The 17,566-nt window shown below is 31.4% G+C and carries 19 protein-coding genes; 7 read left to right on the top strand and 12 right to left on the bottom strand.

Annotated elements, in window-relative coordinates:
- Nucleotides 1-74: 74 nt before the first annotated feature.
- The 3 genes from V9L05_RS23890 to V9L05_RS23880 are packed head-to-tail and all read left to right on the top strand — an operon-like array spanning nucleotide 75 to nucleotide 2,496.
- The gene (locus tag V9L05_RS23890) at nucleotides 75-464 is read left to right on the top strand and encodes a hypothetical protein (RefSeq protein WP_338815607.1); all 390 of its coding nucleotides are present in this window, start codon (nucleotides 75-77) and stop codon (nucleotides 462-464) included.
- Complete coding sequence (locus V9L05_RS23885; protein WP_338815606.1) at nucleotides 427-1,854, top strand: pyridoxal-dependent decarboxylase; 1,428 nt, start codon at nucleotides 427-429, stop codon at nucleotides 1,852-1,854. Before V9L05_RS23890 ends, V9L05_RS23885 begins: the two co-directional genes overlap by 38 nt.
- A 12-nt stretch (nucleotides 1,855-1,866) precedes the next feature.
- Complete coding sequence (locus V9L05_RS23880) at nucleotides 1,867-2,496, top strand: hypothetical protein (RefSeq protein ID WP_338815604.1); 630 nt, start codon at nucleotides 1,867-1,869, stop codon at nucleotides 2,494-2,496.
- Nucleotides 2,497-2,498: 2 nt separating this feature from the next.
- Here the strand turns inward: V9L05_RS23880 and V9L05_RS23875 are convergent, their stop codons facing one another.
- The 11 genes from V9L05_RS23875 to V9L05_RS23825 all read right to left on the bottom strand — a co-directional run bounded on the left by V9L05_RS23875 (nucleotide 2,499) and on the right by V9L05_RS23825 (nucleotide 12,518).
- Complete coding sequence (locus V9L05_RS23875; RefSeq protein WP_338815603.1) at nucleotides 2,499-2,966, bottom strand: HAD domain-containing protein; 468 nt, start codon at nucleotides 2,964-2,966, stop codon at nucleotides 2,499-2,501.
- 21 nt (nucleotides 2,967-2,987) lie between these two features.
- Nucleotides 2,988-4,280, bottom strand: coding sequence for an FtsX-like permease family protein (locus V9L05_RS23870; RefSeq protein WP_338790675.1), 1,293 nt, complete (start codon nucleotides 4,278-4,280; stop codon nucleotides 2,988-2,990).
- 140 nt (nucleotides 4,281-4,420) lie between these two features.
- Nucleotides 4,421-4,819: a hypothetical protein gene (locus tag V9L05_RS23865; protein WP_338790674.1), complete on the bottom strand. Its 399-nt coding sequence runs from the start codon at nucleotides 4,817-4,819 to the stop codon at nucleotides 4,421-4,423.
- A 130-nt stretch (nucleotides 4,820-4,949) separates the two neighbouring features.
- On the bottom strand, nucleotides 4,950-6,389 hold the full coding sequence (locus V9L05_RS23860) for a hypothetical protein (protein WP_338790673.1): 1,440 nt from the start codon (nucleotides 6,387-6,389) through the stop codon (nucleotides 4,950-4,952).
- 220 nt (nucleotides 6,390-6,609) lie between these two features.
- Nucleotides 6,610-7,200: a hypothetical protein gene (locus V9L05_RS23855; protein ID WP_338815602.1), complete on the bottom strand. Its 591-nt coding sequence runs from the start codon at nucleotides 7,198-7,200 to the stop codon at nucleotides 6,610-6,612.
- Nucleotides 7,201-7,321: 121 nt separating this feature from the next.
- Entirely contained in the window at nucleotides 7,322-8,251 is a 930-nt protein-coding gene (locus tag V9L05_RS23850; RefSeq protein WP_338790671.1) for a PfkB family carbohydrate kinase, read from the bottom strand.
- Between the two features lie 162 nt (nucleotides 8,252-8,413).
- Nucleotides 8,414-9,304 carry a neutral zinc metallopeptidase gene (locus V9L05_RS23845; RefSeq protein ID WP_338815601.1) on the bottom strand — a complete coding sequence of 297 codons (891 nt, stop codon included), beginning with the start codon at nucleotides 9,302-9,304 and terminating at the stop codon, nucleotides 8,414-8,416.
- A 216-nt stretch (nucleotides 9,305-9,520) separates the two neighbouring features.
- Nucleotides 9,521-9,847, bottom strand: coding sequence for a type II toxin-antitoxin system PemK/MazF family toxin (locus tag V9L05_RS23840; protein WP_338815600.1), 327 nt, complete (start codon nucleotides 9,845-9,847; stop codon nucleotides 9,521-9,523).
- A gap of 21 nt (nucleotides 9,848-9,868) precedes the next feature.
- Nucleotides 9,869-10,087, bottom strand: coding sequence for a hypothetical protein (locus tag V9L05_RS23835; RefSeq protein ID WP_338815599.1), 219 nt, complete (start codon nucleotides 10,085-10,087; stop codon nucleotides 9,869-9,871).
- Nucleotides 10,088-10,204: 117 nt separating this feature from the next.
- On the bottom strand, nucleotides 10,205-11,977 hold the full coding sequence (aspS, locus tag V9L05_RS23830; RefSeq protein ID WP_338815598.1) for an aspartate--tRNA ligase: 1,773 nt from the start codon (nucleotides 11,975-11,977) through the stop codon (nucleotides 10,205-10,207).
- A gap of 124 nt (nucleotides 11,978-12,101) precedes the next feature.
- The gene (locus tag V9L05_RS23825; RefSeq protein ID WP_338790667.1) at nucleotides 12,102-12,518 is read right to left on the bottom strand and encodes a hypothetical protein; all 417 of its coding nucleotides are present in this window, start codon (nucleotides 12,516-12,518) and stop codon (nucleotides 12,102-12,104) included.
- A gap of 86 nt (nucleotides 12,519-12,604) precedes the next feature.
- Between V9L05_RS23825 and V9L05_RS23820 the strand changes: the two genes are divergently transcribed.
- The 3 genes from V9L05_RS23820 to V9L05_RS23810 all read left to right on the top strand — a co-directional run bounded on the left by V9L05_RS23820 (nucleotide 12,605) and on the right by V9L05_RS23810 (nucleotide 14,684).
- Nucleotides 12,605-12,952: a hypothetical protein gene (locus V9L05_RS23820; RefSeq protein WP_338815597.1), complete on the top strand. Its 348-nt coding sequence runs from the start codon at nucleotides 12,605-12,607 to the stop codon at nucleotides 12,950-12,952.
- A gap of 172 nt (nucleotides 12,953-13,124) precedes the next feature.
- Entirely contained in the window at nucleotides 13,125-14,201 is a 1,077-nt protein-coding gene (prfA, locus tag V9L05_RS23815; RefSeq protein ID WP_338790665.1) for a peptide chain release factor 1, read from the top strand.
- Between the two features lie 48 nt (nucleotides 14,202-14,249).
- Nucleotides 14,250-14,684 (top strand): hypothetical protein, encoded by a 435-nt coding sequence (locus V9L05_RS23810; RefSeq protein WP_338815596.1) that lies wholly within the window; start codon nucleotides 14,250-14,252, stop codon nucleotides 14,682-14,684.
- Nucleotides 14,685-14,819: 135 nt separating this feature from the next.
- On the opposite strand, the gene V9L05_RS23805 is transcribed toward V9L05_RS23810, so the two are convergent.
- The gene (locus V9L05_RS23805) at nucleotides 14,820-16,355 is read right to left on the bottom strand and encodes an NADP-dependent isocitrate dehydrogenase (RefSeq protein WP_338815595.1); all 1,536 of its coding nucleotides are present in this window, start codon (nucleotides 16,353-16,355) and stop codon (nucleotides 14,820-14,822) included.
- A 586-nt stretch (nucleotides 16,356-16,941) separates the two neighbouring features.
- On the opposite strand from V9L05_RS23805, the gene V9L05_RS23800 reads away from it, so the two are divergent.
- Nucleotides 16,942-17,499, top strand: a complete 558-nt coding sequence (locus V9L05_RS23800; RefSeq protein ID WP_338815594.1) for a hypothetical protein — start codon at nucleotides 16,942-16,944, stop codon at nucleotides 17,497-17,499.
- The last annotated feature ends 67 nt before the right edge of the window (nucleotides 17,500-17,566 follow it).

Genomic DNA, 17,566 nt, shown 5'->3' with positions numbered 1-17,566 from the left:
TTTCAAGCGTCGACGCTTGAAACAGTTGTTTAATAATAGAAATTCCTGTTTTATTTTATGCAAAACAGGAGTTTTTGCCTTTTATTCAAAACTACATTCTATTTTTCTCGTTAGAAAAAATATTTCCATTCCCAAATAACAAAAACATGGTAGGAGATATAATTGTAGGTTTGATAGAGGGCATATTTAAAATCCTAATAAAATTAATTTTTAGAATTTTCTTCAATTCAATAGGAGCTGCAATTCGTTGGTTATTTTTTTTAGGAAAATATTCATACAGTCATTTATTTGGACACTTTACAAGAAATATCACAACTACTATTTTGACTTGTATTATGATTGTTGTAGGTGGAATTTATCTAAATGAAAATTCTAAAAAAGAAATACAAGAACAGGAAAACACTATTAATTTATCAAATTCAAATCATGAACAATATATTACAGTCAGATTCAGAAAATATTGAATCAATTCTACAAAAAGTAGCTTCTCAAGGAACAGATTATCTAAAAAACATCAATGAGAGAGCAACTTCTAGTAAGTTTGACTCAACAGAACAACTACATCTTAATCAGCAAGGTTTAGGAACAATGCAAGCCCTAGAAATATTTAATCAACGATTTGAATCTACTATGGTCGCTTCTTCGGGTTCAAGGTTTTGGGGATATGTAACAGGAGGTTCTACACCTGCCTCTCTTGTAGGCGATTGGTTGGCAAGTATCTACGATCAAAACACAAAATCTACAGAAGGAAATGGAGATATTTCTGCAAACATTGAATTCGAAACTATCAATTTATTATTAGATTTATTTGAACTTCCTAAAGAGTTTCTAGGTGGTTTTGTGACAGGTGCAACCATGTCTAATTTTACGTGTTTGGCAGTAGCAAGGCAATGGATAGGCAAAAATAATAGAGATAGTCAAGGAAACAATGTCTCAAAAGATATAGCTAAAGAAGGAGTTAGAGAAGAAATTGCAGTTTTGTCAGCCACTCCACATTCATCTGCCATAAAAGCCATTTCTTTGTTAGGAATGGGAAGCACAAAAATTATTTCTATCAAAACACTAGAAGGAAACAGAGAAGCTATTTCAATTTCAGATTTAGAAAAAGTCATTGAATCTCTACATGGAAAACCTTTTATTTTGCTTTCAAGTGGAGGAACAGTAAATACAGTTGATTTTGATGATTTTGAAGCAATAACCAAACTAAAAACTAAATATAATTTTTGGTGGCATATTGATGCTGCCTTTGGGGGATTTGCAGCTTGTTCAGAGAAGACAAAACATTTGGTAAAAGGTTGGGAAAATGCAGATAGCATCACTATAGATTGTCATAAATGGCTAAATGTTCCTTATGAAAGTGCTATTTTTTTAGTCAAAAAAGAATATAGCATTTTACAAACTGAAACATTCCAAAATTCGAATGCCCCTTATTTAGGAAATCCATTTGAGAATTTTAGTTATCTCAATGTATTGCCTGAAAACTCTAGGCGTTTGAAAGCTCTTCCTGCTTGGTTTACACTTATGGCGTATGGAAAAGAAGGGTACAGAGATATTGTAGAGAATTGTATTGATTTAGCAAACTATTTTGGTCAGAAAATTACTAAAAGCAATGATTTTGAATTATTAGCACCAATTCATTTGAATAATATTTGTTTTTCATTGAAGCAAAATAATAATGAAGATAATCAAGAAGAAGTTACACTATTTTTAAAAAAGCTAAATGATACAGGAAAAGTATTTATGACTCCTACTTTTTATGAAGGCAGAAAAGGAATTAGAGCTTCTTTTGTAAATTGGAGAACAAAAAAAGAAGATGTAGACTTGGTTTTTGAGGAAATGAATCAGATTATTTAATCATTCTACTTTATGAAAAAACGAAATTGCTATTTACTATTTTTCGTAGGTTTTATTCTTCTAAGTTTTCAATTCTATCAAAAAAATGAAGTCGATGATTTTGATAAAGAACGAAAGCTCAGAGAAGTAATTTCTAAAACTCAAATTTTAGAATTGCCCTTATTTCTAAATGTTTATGAAGAAGAAAAATCTGCAAAATTGATTGGTTTATCACAATTAATTAATCCAAATTCTAGAACTGATTTAATACCTATTTTAGGCATTTTACCTGACACAACAAATTATTTTACGTTTTTAGCTTACAAAGCTGGAGATATTTTGTACCCTACATTTGTTACTTTCAATAAAAAAGGAAATTTGATAGATGACAAACCAATTCTTTTCCATGAAAACTTTAATATTTTTGAAGAAGTAGATTTAAGTTATCAAACAAGCACAGTAAATTTATCAAAAACTAAAAGAGGTCTTGAAATAACACTTTTGGAAATAATTAAAGGCAAAAGATACAGAGAATTTGAATTAAATACAGAAAATACAAATCTAACAGATAGTCTTTTTTGTCAGCAAGTTATACAAACAGGATTTTTAAACGAGAATGGAAAAATTATTTTTGATGATAAAATCATAGAGGATTGTAGATAGATTTAATCCTTCCACAAAGTCTCAATAATTTCTTGTGCTTGTTTTAGTTTTTCTGAATTGAAGCCTACAAGTAGACTTGTTTGAACCCAATATTTTTTATATTTTTCATCCAAATTATGCAAACTAGAGTCATCATCTAAAATTAGAAAGTTATTTATTGGCTCATGTGATAGAAAGGCTTCTATTTCTTTCCGTCTTGAAATTTGATAATCTCCATTTGGCAAAAATCCTTTTATTTCTGTCTTTATATTACGATTAATGAATATTTCTCTAAATTCTTGTAGCGTTTTATTCATTCTTCTTGTTGAGGAAAGCCATAATTCACATTCTAAGTCTTCGGTTAGTTTATTAAAATTTTCCACACATTTTTTATTGAATACAGAATAACCATCAAAATCCATTTCATCGGCTTTCCAAGTAGGAGTTGTAATCAAAACACCATCTAAATCTAAAATAATTACGTTTTTCATAACAATTGCTTATACAAAATATTACTTCAATAAATTTGCTGTAATAGAAGTGTGTGAAGCATTACGAGCAGGAACAAAAGAAGCTAAAATAGTAACTACAATCACTGTAACACACACCCAAATAACATCTAAATACTCTAACTCAACAGGATAAGATTCCACAATCGAATTTCCACTTCCTAGAGGAACAAAACCCCATTGCTGTTGTGCCAAAACCATTGAAATGCTTAAAAAAATTCCGACTACTGCTCCAATAAAAGCAATGATAGAGCCTTCAAAATAAAAAAGCCTTCGTATCATTGATTTTGAAGCTCCAATAGAAAAGAGAAGTGAAATATCATAACGTTTTTCTACAGCAAGCATCGCCAAAGAAAAGAAAATATTAAAACTTGCAAGCGCAAGTACAAACGAAAAAGCAATGTAGGCAAAAAAACGTTCAATCTTAAAAGCTCTCAAGATACTTGCCTGCTGTTGTTCGGCATTTTCTACCAAAAATTTTCCTTTAAACTTTCCATCAGTTTCTATTTTGGCATCTTTTACTAAAAGTCCAGACTTATCTTCTAATTCTCGTTTTAATTCTCTTTGAACTTTATTGATTGAAAAACCCTCTTTCACTTTGATTTCTAAAGAAGTTCGCCTTTTATTATAATCTGTCAATTTTTGGGCGAAAGAAAGAGGAACAATAACATGATTTTGGTCAAATTGCTGTTCGATAAAAAGAACTCCACCTGTCATAATTGCCTCTTGATTAAAGGCATTTAATGGATTGGTTGGCGAGATATTTTTCACTCCTTTTTTGGGATACCACACTTGCAAGGGTGTAATTTCATCATTCATAGCGACAGAAAGCATGGTATAGACTCCATATCCTAAAAGAGCAAAATCTAAATTTCCTTCTTTTATTTTAAATTTTCCATCAATAATTTGGTCTTTGAGTTGATACTGTTCTGAAAAATTATCACTTACACCTTTCAAATGGACAGCCATTCGTGTGCCTTTATATTGAATGAGCGCATTATCTTCAATTACTTCTGTAACAGTTTTAACTCCTTCTATGCTTTTAATGGTCTGCATTAGAGAATCACTCAAAACAAATGATTTTCCTTCTTTAGCAGAAATTTTTAGTTCAGCATTATAGGCTGTATGTAGTTTTCGTGTTAAATCTTCTAATCCATTGAAGACTGAAAGTACAATAATAAGTGCTGCTGTTCCGATAGCCACACCAATCATAGACATAAAAGTCAAAAGATTAATAAAATTTCGTTTTTTCTTGGCAAAAAAATAGCGACGAGCAATAAAAAGAGCTGTATTCATAAAAATTATTCTAATTCAAATCAAAATGAATTTTATTCGATATTCTGTAATTAAAAAACCTTATAAAATTATCTTATTAAAGTATAAGGAAATTTTATAAGGTTTAAAAGTAGGTTTGTTTACTTGATGATATGTAAAGTTTAGGCAAGTAACCAGTTGAGAGCTTCATCTTCTGTTTTGAAATTTTTAGATTCTTCAGAATAATCGCCTTCATTTCTCATTGTATCTAATTGCTTCAAAGACATTTGATTATAAATATCTTCTGCTACAATACGAGCTACTTTAAAAAACTTAGTGTTTGAAACTTCATAAGCCTTCGGAAAATAATTTTCTTTGAGCCAATCTCTGTTCTCTTCTGCAATTACTTTGCTCTGACTCATATCTACTAAAAGTTTATTGGTTTGATATTTTTCTATCAAATCTAATACTTCTAACCAACAAGGTTGATATTTTTCTAATACCAAAAAGCCTTTCATTTCTACTTTGATGTAATTGCCTTTTGAATCTTCTACATGATTTACTTGATAAGAGCCAGCCATACGAATAAAAATTAGTTTTATATAGGGAAAATAATGTGTGAAATATAACAACTAATTTGATAAAACAAAAGGCTATTTGGTCAAATAGAAAAAAAACATATTTTTTTATTGATTATGCAACATTGTTGATTTAGCAAATCAGAGCCATCAGTTTTTCATCAAACAAAATATATTTTGTAGGAGAAAAATGTGTTCTGTCGTGGTCTTTCATTTTATTGAAAATCGCACGAATTTTATGTTGTTTATTGCGTTTTGTATCATTAACAGCCGTTTTCAGAATTTTTACAAAGCTAATAACATGTTCGCAATGTTCTTTTCCCATTAATCTAATTTGACGCTGAATACTACTTATAAGTTGATTAAATAAGTCATACTCTTTCATGATTGCATACTCTAAAGCCAAGATAGACTTTATTTCTAATTGAGCATATGGGTATTTTTTTAAATTTACGTTATTTAAAAGATTATTTAACCAACGAGAAGCCTCTTCATACTTATCAGCATAATGACAAGAGATAGCACGATAGGTAATATATTCAATATATTTTGGCATGTCATCTTCATCTGCTTCATAATCAGTAAACAACATTTCATTTTCTGCATGCATATATGCCTGTTCGCCTGCACGAATACAGCGTTCAATTTTTGTATGTAAAAACTGTGAAGGATACGTATACCAGCTATAATTTGTCAATAAATCACCTATTGCTTCGTTTACATCTTCATAATATTTTTCTGCTTTACGATATACTTTATAGTAATTGTAGTATTCCAAACGCAAAAATTCGAATAATAAACGGAAGTGATAATAAATTGTATCTTTTTCGTAAGTAGCAAATATCTTATTTACTTTTATCAAAATATCTTCAATTGGTTCTTCATCATCAGTAATGCCTTCATCACCTTCAACAAATAACCTATGAAAAATATTAATACAACTTTGATAAACAAATAGACGATGTGATTCATAAAGACGAGCTACATTTTCAATCTCGTTTTTAAGTAAAGTAAGTCCTAAACGTTCTACTTCATCACCTGTCATGGAATATACTCCAAATTTTTTGAAATAGTCTGACAAAATATCCTCTGCTCTATCAATAGCTAACATGTAAGCTACATGTTTGTTATAGAGTTGAGAATATTCGTAATGTTCTTGAGTATGAACGTGAAGTTTTTTGAGAGCCTTGTAAACAAGAGTAAGTTCGTTGGAAAGATCATAGTCTAGTAATTCCTTTTCCAATTTTTTGATAGTAGCAATAGAAATCGTTTTCTTTTTTGTAAATAGAACTTCATTAATATTAGCTACTTTTTTGAGCAAATCAGTACGAGGACTTTCCATTTGCTGAAGTAAATACTCTTCTATTTTTTGGTTCAGACGAGAACGCAGTGTATAATACGCATTCGTATTTACATCTAGCTCTTCCATTACTTTTCCATCTGCAAGACTTCTTTCTCGTAAGGCTTTAAGTAAAAAAGCAGATTTATCAGCATTACTGACAACTAATGAATCATGTATTGCTTGGTAATCTTTTTCAGATAATTGCTTTATTATATTTGTGAGTTTTGCCATAATAGTTTCTTGAATGTACGTTTTAGGGGTACTGCTTTTTAGTGTAGCTTGAAAAGTAACGCTGAAAAATTTAAGGGATTTTATTAGTCAAAGATGTATTTTAAACATCTACTATATCGTTTTTCCCTTAAAATTAAGAAAAACTACAATTTTATAGCAACTTTTAGGTCTTTTTTTTTCAAAAAAAGTAAAATTTGTACTTTGTTAATACAATTTTTGGTTATTCTTCCTCTTTTGAGCCTTGATATCTTGCTCTTAAGACGGATAAACTAATTTTGTCAGGAACTAAAATAGCTTCTGGAAAATCATCTTTTATAGCTACAAGTTGTCTTTGTGCTTCTAACTGACTAATGAAATATCCTGCCTTTATTTTAAATAAAGGTTGTTCATAAACAGATTCTGCTCTAAGACCATGTCTAGAAAGTGTATAACTTGCTTTATTTTTTACTGCGTTTGCTTTATCGCTATCCGAACCTGTATAAAGTTGAATACGATAACCAGGTAAAGATTTGAGATCAGAATTTTTTTCAACCAAACGAGAAAGCATTGCATCTACTGCCATTGCATCAGAAGTAGGTGGTGTGCCATTGGTTTGATTTGATGTATTTGTAGTTTCGGTATTTTCTACTTTTGTAATTTCCTTTGTAGGTGCTTTATAAGTTGCTAAAGCTATTCTAAATGCCCCTAAATCTTCATTATAAACAGATGTTGAAGAGGAAGTAGGTTTTGTAGTTGTACAGCCAAACAAACTCATTAGAAAAACTAATGAAATTGAGAAGAGCAAAAAGCGATATTTTATAATTTTGTTCACTAATTTTATACTTTTAGTTTTAGCTTAATTACTTTTTTTTAATAATGATAAATCAAACTTTCCAATAAAAAGGAAAATTTGATTTACCAAACTAATCTTTTATTTGCAGACAAGCAAATGACTATACAAACACAGTTCCTATCAAATCAGCAAATTTACGTTCACGTTGTGCAATTTCTTTTGAAGAAAGATTTTCCAAACGCTCTGTTCCAAATTTTTCTACACAAAAAGAAGCCATTGCCGAACCTTTAATTACTGCTTTTGACATTGTTTGGAAATCAATTGTTCCTTGTTGTGCCATATAACCAATAAAACCTGCTGCAAAAGTATCTCCTGCACCAGTTGGGTCAAATACTTCTTCTAAAGGCAGAGCTGGAGCATAATAAATTTTATCATCCTCTTTAGTTAACTCAAAAAGAAGTGCACCATGTTCTCCTTTTTTAATTATTACATATTTAGGTCCCATTGCATGAATCTTACGAGCAGCCTTTACAAGCGAATATTCTCCTGATAATTGTCTTGCTTCTTCGTCGTTAATCGAAAGAACATCAACAAGTTTTAATGTTTTTTTCAATTCTTCTAAAGCTACATCCATCCAAAAATTCATTGTATCCATAACAATAAGTTTAGGACGTTTTTTCAATCTTTCGATAACTGTACGCTGAACTTGTGGCGCAAGATTACCCAACATTAAATACTCACAATCTTGATACGATTCTGGGATGATTGGATCAAAGTTTTCTAAAACATTCAATTCTGTGATAAGTGTATCTCTAGAATTCATGTCGTTGTTATACTTTCCTTTCCAAAAAAATGATTTCTCATCTTCTTTAATTTGTAGTCCTTCGGTATTTACGCCATGCGACTCTAACATTTTGATTTTGTCTTTTGGAAAATCGCCACCTACTACAGCTACCAAATTAATAGGTTTAGTAAAATAAGAAGCGCAAAGGCTAATAAACGTGGCTGCACCACCAATAATTTTGTCTGTACTACCAAAAGGAGTTTCGATGGCATCAAAGGCAACCGAACCGACTACTAATAAACTCATATATACAAAGTGTGAATTATGAATTGTGAATTATGAATAAATACTAATGCTTCGTAATTCTAAATTCAATTATTTCTAAAAAAATTAAAGTGCAAATTTACGAATAAATTTAGATTTTAGAAGTTTGATTTAGAAGTAGATCCAAATCATACTAAAGATAGCCTACAAATCATTTGTTTTAAAAGTATCACCTTGACGAATATCTCCTGTTTGATAGCCTTTCATAAACCATTTTTTACGCTGTGCAGACGTTCCATGAGTGAAAGATTCTGGAACAGTATAACCTTGTGATTGTTTCTGCAAACGGTCGTCTCCAATGGCATTGGCAGCATTCATAGCTTCTTCTATATCACCTGCTTCCAAAACACCTTTCCATTTGTCAGCATAATGCGCCCAAACTCCTGCATAAAAATCGGCTTGTAGTTCTAACCTGACAGAAAGTTCATTTTGTTTAGTTTTGGAAACTCTTCCTCTATGATCATTTACATAATCACTAGCACCAAGTTGTTTTTGGATATGATGTCCTACTTCGTGAGCAATTACATAGGCTGCTGCAAAATCTCCTCCTGCACCAAAACGATTTTGTAATTCTTCGAAAAAGGTAAGGTCAATATAAATATCTTGGTCGGCTGGACAATAAAAAGGACCTGTTGCCGATTGACCTGTTCCACAAGCAGTATTTGTTACTCCACTAAAAAGAACTAATTTAGGTTCTGGATAATCAGCATTGAGTTCTTCTTGAAAAATTTTATTCCAAACATCTTCTGTATCTTTCAGAACAACAGATGCAAACTGTCCCATATCATCAGTTGGTTGTCCATTTTCATCACTTGTACTTACTCTATTTTCAGTTTGTACAGCACCTCCACCAGAAGCTCCTCCCAAAATAGCTGAAGGGTCTCCCCCCAAAAGCATCACAATAATAACAATGATAACACCACCAATGCCTAGCCCAGCTTTACCTACTCCACCACCCATTCCACCAAAACTAGAACCACCACTTCCACGACGGTCTTCTACATTACCACTTCCTTGTCTTCCTTTCCAACGCATAATTAAAAAATTTAAGATTAAAAAATTGAATAAAATTGATTTATTAATATTGATAACTCTAAAATAAGAAAATTGTGTTTAAAACTCTCGTTTTTTATTAGACTTTTATAAATAAATTTCTTAGTAGTAGCTGTCGTTGAAACTTTATCATCAAACGAAGTTTATTAATTTTTTGCTTTCAAACTAACTTTAATTTCTAGTTCGTTAAGTTGTTTATCATTTAAGACCTAATTGTGATTTGAGTATCTTTTCAATTTTCTTCATCTCTTCAGTATCTAATACTCCTATTTTATTGACAAATCTTTTTTCACTAGCTGTCGTTATTTGGTCTGCAAGAGCCTTTGATTCTTTATTTTCAAACTTAACCTTCACTTCTGCAGGATATATTTTTGTTACATTCGAACTCAAAGGAACAACTTGATACCTTTTCAAAAATCTATTCGAAATATTATTACTTACAATTACAGCAGGTCTTTTTTTCTTAATTTCTTGACCAACAGAAGGGTCAAAGTTTACCCACCAAATTTCGCCTCTTTTTTTCATAATTTGAGTTTTGTATTAGAATTATTCAGTTTCAAAAGTACCTTCAATCCATTCGTCAGCTTCTTCTTCCCTTTCTAAATCTTCTGACATAGCTTTATAGCCGTGTTCAAGAACTTCATTTAATTCAGCTTCTTTTTTTTCTTGAAATTCTTTTATGAGATTGTACATTTCTTGAAGTAATTCATCTTCATAGCTATCTATAATTCTAAACAATTCTAATTTTATTGCTGCTTCTTCCATAGTATTTTATGTTTTAATTTCTATAAAAATACAAAAAAACTGTTCAATAATAAAAATTATCAAACAGTCTTTTAAATGCAACCGTCGTTGAGGTCTGAACCGTCAACGAGGATTTTATTAATTTTTTTCTTTCAAATCAACTTTAATTTCTAGTTCATTAAGTTGTTTTTCATCAATTTTAGCTGGTGCATCAATCATCAAATCTTTTCCTGCGTTATTTTTAGGGAAAGCGATAAAATCTCTAATACTCTGCTCACCACCAAAAAGTGCACACAGACGGTCAAAACCAAGTGCAATTCCACCGTGAGGAGGCGCACCATATTCGAAAGCGTCCATTAAGAAACCAAATTGAGCCTTTGCTTCTTCATCAGAAAAACCTAAAAATGCCAACATTTTTTCCTGTAAAGCTCTATCATAAATACGAATCGAACCACCACCAATCTCAACACCATTCAAGACCAAATCATAAGCATCTGCACGAACAGCAGCAGGATTTGTGTTTAGTTTTTCTAAATCTTCTTTCTTTGGCGAAGTAAAAGGGTGGTGCATTGCAAACCAACGGTTTTCTTCTTCTCCCCATTCTAATAAAGGAAAATCAAGAACCCAAAGAGGTTTGTAATCGTCAGCTTTACGGAGTCCTAATTGATTGCCCATTTCTAAACGCAATTCGCTCATAGCTTTTCTAGTTTTGTCTGCATTTCCTGCCAAAACTAAAATTAAATCTCCTGCTTTTGCATCAAAAAGGTTTGCCCATTTCTTCAAATCCTCTTCATTGAAAAATTTATCTACTGAAGATTTTAATGTTCCATCAGCATTAACTTTCAAATAAATAAGTCCTGTTGCACCAATTTGTGGCTTTTTGACAAAATTAGTAAGAGCATCTAATTGTTTTCTTGAATAATCAGCACAACCTGTGGCATTTATTCCTACGACTAATTCAGCATCATCAAAAACTTTAAAATCTTTTCCTTTTGTAACGGCATTCATTTCCTTAAACTTCATTTCGAAACGAATATCTGGCTTATCATTACCATACGTTTTCATCGCTTCATCGTAGGTCATTCTAGGAAAATCATTTTCGATATTGATTCCTTTGAGTTCTTTGAAAAGATATTTCAAAAGTCCTTCAAAATTATTCAAAATATCTTCTTGGGAAACAAACGACATTTCGCAGTCAATTTGAGTAAACTCTGGCTGACGGTCTGCTCTCAAATCTTCATCTCTAAAACAACGAACAATTTGGAAATACTTATCATAACCCGAAACCATCAAAATCTGCTTAAATGTCTGTGGACTTTGTGGCAAGGCATAAAATTCCCCTGGGTGCATACGACTAGGAACTACAAAATCTCGTGCGCCTTCAGGAGTAGATTTTATCAAAAATGGCGTTTCGATTTCCATAAAATCTTTTGCATCCAAATATCTACGCATTGCTTGTGCCATTTTGTGGCGAAGCATCATATTATTTTGAAGTTTTGGACGACGTAAATCCAAATAACGATATTTCATACGCAGCTCATCTCCTCCGTCTGTATCATCTTCTACTAAAAAAGGAGGCGTTTTAGATTCATTCAGAATCTCAAGGCTTGTAACTTTCAATTCTACTTCTCCTGTCGGAATATCTAAGTTTTTAGAAGTGCGCTCAATTAGCTTTCCTGTTGCCTTGATGACACATTCTCTACCCATTTTTTCTCTAACAAGTTCTAGAAGTTTGGGGTCTGTGCTGTCTTCTTCTAAAAAAAGCTGAGTAATTCCGTATCTATCACGAAGGTCAATCCAAAGTAATTTTCCTTTATCACGAATACGACGTACCCAACCACAAAGGATTATTTCCTGTTCTTTTTCTACGTCTGAAAGGCGAAGTTCTCCACAAGTATGCGTTCTTAACATAAATCTATTTTTAAGGCTTTAATTTTATATCTTTTTTTACGCACCTTAAAAGGTACGGAACAAAATAATTGCATACTAAAGTGTGCACTATATTTGTATATTCTGCAAAGGTAAAATTTTTTTATTACTTCATGTATTTTTTAATCTCTGTTTCGTAATCTGTGGGATTTATTTTGATAGGCTCATCAGTTCCATTAAATAAAATAACTTGCCAAGCATTTTGAGATAAATCCAACTCAAAAACTTCATTTTTAGAACTCTGAAATTTCAAATTTCCTTGTGCTTCTGTATCTACTATAGAAATTTCTTGAGAAGTTAAATATTCTCTTGTTAAATCTAAATAAGACATGTTTTCATTTAAGATAACATCATAATTATCAGCATCTGTTTTTTGTAACTCTTCTATCATTTCAATCGTTGGCATGACAAAAATGGCACAAGGCTTAGATATAGTTTCATCTAGTTTATTTTTTTTAATAAAAAAAGAACTGAAACTAAAAATAATACTAGTAAAAAATAGAGATAGGATTATTGTTTTCATATAATTAAAATTAATTAGTTATCGTTTTTACTTAAATTGCAAAACCAAATATATAAAATTTTAACTACATATTTTCAAATAAAAACATGAACCTACCTTCTTATAATGATATTGAAAAAATCCACTTTTGGGTTCCTCCCCAACCTTGTAGTTTAATGTTGACTTTATTTGACAGAGAAGGACAAGAAATAAAAGTAAATATGTTTCCCACAGATGAAGGTCTTGAGATGCTTGAAAAAGAAGAATATACTCCACCACCAAATCTAAATATACCTAGAAGACTTTATATTAATGAAGAACTAGTTGAACATAATGCTTCATTAGAAAAGGAAGTTATCAATATTTTATCAAATTTGATAAGAGATAATCGTTTAGGGCATCCAGAAGGACTTACTGTTATAATGGCTCAAGAAATGATTGATTATTTTAAGTAAGAATAAATTGTTATAAATATACATTGCATTTTTATCTGTAAGTCGTAATAATGTTTCCTGATTTCACAAAAAAATACTCAAATTATTATTGTATATTTGTACTCAATTTTCAAAAAGTGATTTTACATTTACTTAAAAAATATACGCCCTTACATTCAAGAATTAAATCAATATGGTAGATAAATTAGAAGAAATTAGAAAACGTTTTCATGATGTTCGTGAGGAAATGATGAATCCTGACTTGATGAACGACATGGACAATTATGCAAAACTAAGTAAAGAATACAAAGACTTAGAAAAAATTGATTTGAAATATGAAGAATATGAGAAAATACTAAGCAATATCGAAGGCGCAAAATCTGTTTTGAGAGAAGAAAAAGATGAGGATTTTAGAGAAATGGCAAAACAGGAGCTTGAAGAGCTAGAGCCAAAACAGGAAAAAATAGAAAACGAAATCAAGACCCTACTTATTCCTAAAGACCCAGATGATGACAAAAATGCCATTCTTGAAATTCGTGCAGGCGCAGGAGGAGATGAAGCTGGTATTTTTGCAGGAGATTTGTATAGAATGTATCAGCGTTTTGCTGAGGTTCAGAAATGGACTTGGGATATTATCTCATTTAGTGAAGCCACAGCAGGTGGTTATAAAGAAATTATTGTTTCTGTTACTGGAAATGAAGCCTACGGAAAACTTAAATACGAATCAGGCGTTCATCGTGTTCAGCGTGTTCCAGATACAGAAAGTCAAGGACGTGTTCATACTTCGGCTGCATCAGTTGCTGTTTTGCCAGAAACAGATGCCGTAGAAATCAATCTTGATATGGGCGATGTCAAAAAAGATACGTTTAGAGCATCAGGAGCAGGTGGACAGCACGTAAATAAGACAGAATCGGCTATTCGTTTGACTCACCTTCCATCAGGATTAGTAGTAGAATGTCAAGATGGACGTTCACAAATTCAAAACTTTGAACAGGCTTTGAAAGTATTGAAAGCTCGTTTGTATGATATGGAACTACAAAAGCAAAATGCTGAAACTTCAGAAACTCGTCGCTCAATGGTAGGACGTGGTGACCGTTCAGACAAAATTCGTACATACAACTACTCACAAGGACGTGTAACCGACCATAGAATAAACTTTAGTGTCTTTAATTTGCCTAACGTAATGGATGGAGATATTGGTTCTTTTATCGAAGAATTGAAATTGGCTGAGAATGCAGAGCGTTTGTCGGCTGCTGCTAGTGGAGAGTAAACTAATTTAGAAGTCTGAATTTAGATTTTAGAATTAAATACGAATGAAATGAAAAAGTTATTGCTTGTTATTTTATCTATTTTCCTTATTCAAATTGGAACTTATTTTCTGATTGGAAAAGATAGTTTACCTTTAGAAGTAGCTAAAAATAGGCGTAATTTTGCAGGAGAGTTTGTAGAAAATATCTATTTCTCATTTCAACCTAAACTTTCAATGTCAGATTCTCAACGTGTAAAATCGTATTTTGAAGATGAATTAAATCATAAAGTTATTGGAAGTAGAGCAGAGCATAAAGACAAAAAAATGTGTGAGTATAAGGTCAGGATAAAACATAAATTTTATTTTATATCTGATGTAAATTCTGCTAATGGGTTCTTTGTTGCTAATGATAATGAGGTTTATGTAGAAGTATTTGAAAGCAAATACATTTGGATTCTCTTCAAGTGGTTTAAATTGCAAGATGAGAATACTGCACAATCTTAGAAAGAAAAAAAGGAATTTGAACTCAATCAAATTCCTTTTTTATGTTTATGAAATAAATAAGAACTAAATAAACTACTATTTTCAAACATTCAGTTAGCTGGTAATCAATGAATTAAATTCGTAATTGCTCCTATATTATTGTCCTTGTCCTAAAGAATAAGAACGAACACCATCAAACGTACAAAGGTTTTCTGTTTTGATAATATCAAATCCTTCTTGATTTAATTTATTCATCAATTTCAAGACTTCTTTGTAATCAATAGCTTCTTCATTTTGTGTTTGGAAGCGACAACGCCAATGATCTGTACAGAAAGTTTCAGGGAATCCATTTGGATACACTTTTACTCCTCTATTTGTAATCATTTGCAGTTCTAGATGTGTGTTGCTTTCTAATGCAGCTTTAGAAAGTGAATCTCCCAATGTATTTGCATTGCGTTTTTTCCCTGTTGGGTCTGCTGTGTCGTTCCAATGCAAGAAAATATCTACTCCTACAAGTTCTTTTTTAGCTATTTTGGTAGGCTCAACATTAATACTAATTGATTTTCCTCTTCCGTACTCAACAGGCTTTAAAGTAGTAGGTTTTTGTCCCAATCTTTCGATGACAGCTTCTCCAAATTCTTTTGTGCCTACTTTTTTCGTACTAGTTTCTGGGTTGTAAATATCTCCTGTATGAATGCCATCTTCAATTGTTTTGAGCCACGCATTTTGTACTTTTTCAGCAATATCAGCTTGTCCGATATAAACTAACATTTGAACAGCTCCTAATAAAAGACCTGATGGATTTGCAATTCCTTTTCCTGCAATATCAGGCGCAGAACCGTGAATGGCTTCAAACATAGCAAAATCATCACCTATATTTGCCGAACCTGCAAGACCTACCGAACCTGTAATCTCAGCAGCTACATCAGAAAGAATATCACCATACAAGTTTGGCATTACAATTACATCAAACTGTTCTGGTTTTGTTGCTAATTTGGCAGCCCCTATATCCACAATCCAATGTTCTTTTTCTATTTCTGGATATTCTGCGCCTATTCTATCAAATGTTTTGTGGAAAAGTCCATCAGTAATTTTCATGATATTATCCTTCGAAAAACAAGTAACTTTCTTACGATTATATACTTTTGCATATTCGAAAGCATAACGGATAATTTTTTCTGTTCCTACACTTGTAATCAGTTTCAAACATTGTGTTACTTCGTCAGTCTGTTGGTGTTCGATTCCTGCATACAAATCTTCTTCATTTTCTCTTATAATAACGGTATCCATTTTGGGATGCTTTGTCTGTACATAAGGATTATACGAAACACAAGGACGAACATTTGAATAAAGTCCCAAAGTTTTGCGTATCGTAACATTCAAACTTTTGAAACCACCACCTTGAGGAGTAGTAATTGGAGCTTTCAAAAATACTTTCGTTTTGCGTAAAGATTTCCAAGTTTCAGGTGTTATTCCTGCTGAATGTCCATTTTTGTATACTTTTTCACCTATTTCTACTTCTTCAAAATCTATTCTCGCCTTAGCTGCTTCCAAAATTGAAAGCGTTGCATTCATAATTTCTTCGCCTATTCCATCGCCTTTAGCAACAGTAACTAAAGTTTTCTTGTGAGTAGGTTTCTGTGCAAATGTTGTGTCTTGTGTGTCTGTGTAATTTCCGTTGGATACTAGCATAAGAGAAGTATTTTAAAAATTTGTTAAACGAGAAAATGATTATTTATTGGTTATTCACAACTACCAATTAATTTTATTAATGATTGTTTAATTAACAATATTGATAGTATTACTTACTAACACAAAAGTAGCACAATAGTTTTGTTTAAGCAAATTTTTTAAAAGGTTTAACAATTTGACAGGATTTTCTTATGAATTCATCCTATCTGAGGTAGTATATTCATTTCCTTTTTTAAATGTAAAACATGAAATTATTTTCTATAAATCGTATAACTTCAAGAACACAAAACAATTCCTTGAATTTCTTTACTACAAACAAATTTTTCATACAGGCAAGTTATTATCAATAAAATGTTTTAAAAAAGACATTATTTTTAGATAATTTAATACAAATAGAATAAACGTTAATAAAACATTGTACCTACAACTATAATTTAGGGAAAACGTATAAATAACTGATGTTACGCAAAAGGCTGCTCTGTGTGCCACAGAGCAGGGTTGAAAAAAACTAAATCCGTGTTCTGTGGCACACAGAACACTAAACTGCGTAACATCAGTAAATAAATATATTAAACTAAAACAAACGATGAAAAGTCCATTTTTTAAACTGTTTAGTTTTGTGTGTTTTTCTATCTTATTTTTTTTCAATAATTCTGTTGAAGTATTTTCTCAATCAGATTATAAAAACAATTCAAAAAACACAATTTATATAGAGGGTGCTGGTGCTGGAGGATATGGTTCTATTAACTATGAATATATTTATTTTTTACCTCGTACTTTTTCTAATAATCAAACTTCAAAAATTGCTTTTGCTTTTCGCTTAGGTGCAAGTACATATTATCTTAATGATTATACAGATACATTCAATCCTGAAATTATTGTACCTGTGGCTATTCATTTTTTATATGGAAAAAATCATAAGCTAGAAGTTGGAGCAGGACAAACAATCACTTCTTTTGTGAGAGCTAGTTCGTCAAACTTTCAACCCAAACGAGATATACGAAATCACACTCATTTTATATTGGGCTATCGCTATCAAAAAAATAAAGGTGGTTTAATGTTCAGAATTGCCTACACACCTATTCTTGAATTCAATACAGATTATCAACATTGGGGGGGACTTGCAGTTGGTTATGCTTTTTAAGCTCATTTTCAAACTATTATTTTAAATCTATTTTACATTTTAAGTCGTGAAAAAATTATTACTACAA

The sequence above is a fragment of the Bernardetia sp. Wsw4-3y2 genome (genome assembly GCF_037126295.1).
Taxonomy (GTDB): Bacteria; Bacteroidota; Bacteroidia; order Cytophagales; family Bernardetiaceae; genus Bernardetia.
Note: the sequence above shows the minus strand (reverse complement) of the source record. Positions and strands in the feature narration are given on the sequence as shown.

Bases quoted from the DNA above. Each gene is read 5' to 3' on its own strand.
- V9L05_RS23885 (WP_338815606.1), top strand. From the start codon at position 427: ATGAACAATATATTACAGTCAGATTCAGAAAATATTGAATCAATTCTA.
- V9L05_RS23880 (WP_338815604.1), top strand. From the start codon at position 1,867: ATGAAAAAACGAAATTGCTATTTACTATTTTTCGTAGGTTTTATTCTT.
- V9L05_RS23875 (WP_338815603.1), bottom strand. From the start codon at position 2,966: ATGAAAAACGTAATTATTTTAGATTTAGATGGTGTTTTGATTACAACT.
- V9L05_RS23870 (WP_338790675.1), bottom strand. From the start codon at position 4,280: ATGAATACAGCTCTTTTTATTGCTCGTCGCTATTTTTTTGCCAAGAAA.
- V9L05_RS23865 (WP_338790674.1), bottom strand. From the start codon at position 4,819: ATGGCTGGCTCTTATCAAGTAAATCATGTAGAAGATTCAAAAGGCAAT.
- V9L05_RS23860 (WP_338790673.1), bottom strand. From the start codon at position 6,389: ATGGCAAAACTCACAAATATAATAAAGCAATTATCTGAAAAAGATTAC.
- V9L05_RS23850 (WP_338790671.1), bottom strand. From the start codon at position 8,251: ATGAGTTTATTAGTAGTCGGTTCGGTTGCCTTTGATGCCATCGAAACT.
- V9L05_RS23845 (WP_338815601.1), bottom strand. From the start codon at position 9,304: ATGCGTTGGAAAGGAAGACAAGGAAGTGGTAATGTAGAAGACCGTCGT.
- V9L05_RS23840 (WP_338815600.1), bottom strand. From the start codon at position 9,847: ATGAAAAAAAGAGGCGAAATTTGGTGGGTAAACTTTGACCCTTCTGTT.
- V9L05_RS23835 (WP_338815599.1), bottom strand. From the start codon at position 10,087: ATGGAAGAAGCAGCAATAAAATTAGAATTGTTTAGAATTATAGATAGC.
- aspS (WP_338815598.1), bottom strand. From the start codon at position 11,977: ATGTTAAGAACGCATACTTGTGGAGAACTTCGCCTTTCAGACGTAGAA.
- V9L05_RS23825 (WP_338790667.1), bottom strand. From the start codon at position 12,518: ATGAAAACAATAATCCTATCTCTATTTTTTACTAGTATTATTTTTAGT.
- V9L05_RS23820 (WP_338815597.1), top strand. From the start codon at position 12,605: ATGAACCTACCTTCTTATAATGATATTGAAAAAATCCACTTTTGGGTT.
- prfA (WP_338790665.1), top strand. From the start codon at position 13,125: ATGGTAGATAAATTAGAAGAAATTAGAAAACGTTTTCATGATGTTCGT.
- V9L05_RS23810 (WP_338815596.1), top strand. From the start codon at position 14,250: ATGAAAAAGTTATTGCTTGTTATTTTATCTATTTTCCTTATTCAAATT.
- V9L05_RS23805 (WP_338815595.1), bottom strand. From the start codon at position 16,355: ATGCTAGTATCCAACGGAAATTACACAGACACACAAGACACAACATTT.
- V9L05_RS23800 (WP_338815594.1), top strand. From the start codon at position 16,942: ATGAAAAGTCCATTTTTTAAACTGTTTAGTTTTGTGTGTTTTTCTATC.